Source organism: Delftia sp. WSY_7 (assembly GCF_043104845.1).
Classification (GTDB): Bacteria; Pseudomonadota; Gammaproteobacteria; order Burkholderiales; family Burkholderiaceae_C; genus Comamonas; species Comamonas tsuruhatensis.
In genome coordinates, this window is record NZ_JBICLB010000041.1 from 1 (window position 1) to 1613 (window position 1613).

1 pseudogene is annotated in these 1613 nt (G+C 69.7%); it reads left to right on the plus strand.

What is annotated here, in order from left to right:
* Positions 1–1613 (plus strand): annotated as a pseudogene (locus ACF8ME_RS23460) (hypothetical protein); the annotation flags it as partial.

Genomic DNA, 1613 nt, shown 5'->3' on the forward strand with positions numbered 1-1613 from the left:
GCGCTGGAGCATGACCAGGCCGGGCGCATCACGACCCGCACCGAAGACGATGGCGTGCGGCGCCTTCAGCGCCAGATACGCTACAGCGCCTTGTCCGCCAACGCCCTGCAGACAGAAGAAATCACCACCAGCGGCTGGCTGCTGGACGCCGACGGCCAGCCCCGCGCCAGCAGCCGGCTGAGCCTGAATCCATACCGCATCCGCCACGACGCCCTGGGCCGCCCCAGCCAGGCCATCGACACGGCAGGCCGCAGCACCACCTGGACCTACCAGGGCAGCACCCAGGCTAGGCTCGATGGCCTGGGCAACCGGGGCCAGATCGAGCGCGACAGCGAAGGCCGCATCACGCGGCTGGGCCTGTACCGCGAAGGCCAGGACCTCCCCGAACGTGCGGCCTACTACGGCTGGAATGCGCAAGGGCGCCTGAGCCACCGCCTGCTGCCCGATGGGCGCCTGGACAGCTACACCTACGGCGATGCGGGGGAATTGCTCCAGCACACCGATGGCGACGACACCCGCACGCGCTGGCTGGACAACGGCAGTCTCCATGCCAGCCTGTCGCAAACGCCCGATGGGGCGGTACGGCTGGCATTGCAAGGCTCCTCCGATGTGCCGACAGCACCCCAGGACATCGGACACCAAACCACTGCTTCCCAAGGAGCCCAACCCGCCGAACGCCGCCAGGCCCTGCACGACGACTTCGGCCGCACCGTCTGGCTTCAGCTTGCCGATCATGGCCGCCAAAGCGCACGCTACAACGAAGCCGATCAATTGCTGGTGCACACCCGCGCCGACGGCAGCAGCACCCACTACCAGTACGCCCCCAGCGGGCGTCTGCTGGCCAAGCGCTACGAAGCGGCGCCCGGCGCAGATCGTCGCTCTTCCTCGCAAACCCGGCTGCACTACCAGGGCCGGCTGCTGCAGACCATCGACAGCAACTGGCAGCGCGAGTCCATCGAATACGACGCCCTGGGCCGCCCCGTGGCACGCACCATTGCGCTGGCCACGCCCGACGGCCAGGGCGAGCATACCTACCGCACCGCCACGCGCTATGGCCCGGACGGCCGGGTCCACAGCCGCACCCTGGCCGATGGCCGCGTGCTCGTCACCCGGCGCGGCCCCGCCAGCGACGGCGCCAGCGTGCAAGGGCTGCAACTGCAAAGCGCCTGGGTGGCCGGCCTGCTGCAGGCCAGCGACCACTGGCTGGGCGCCGGCGCCACAGGCTTGCTCGAACGCCTGCTGCCCGCGCAGACGGTGGTCGGCGACATCCAAACGGACGCCTTCAACGGCCTGCAGCACTACACGGCAGGCAACGGCCTGGCCACCTCGCGCCAATACGACATTGCCGGGCGCCTCACGCAGCAGACCACCGGGCAAGGCACATCACAAGGCAGCGCACCCATCCTCAGCCAGCGCTACCGCTACGGCGTGGGCCCGCGCATCCGCGCCATCGAGCAGGAGTGGCCACCAGCGGGCCTGCACAAGACCGACTACCGCTACCAGGGCTTCGGCAGGCTGGTGCAGGACAACGCACCGTCAGCACCAGCGCCCGTGCAGCGCGACAGCCAGGGCCGCACCGTCCAGGACGCATTGCACCGCTACACCTACACCGA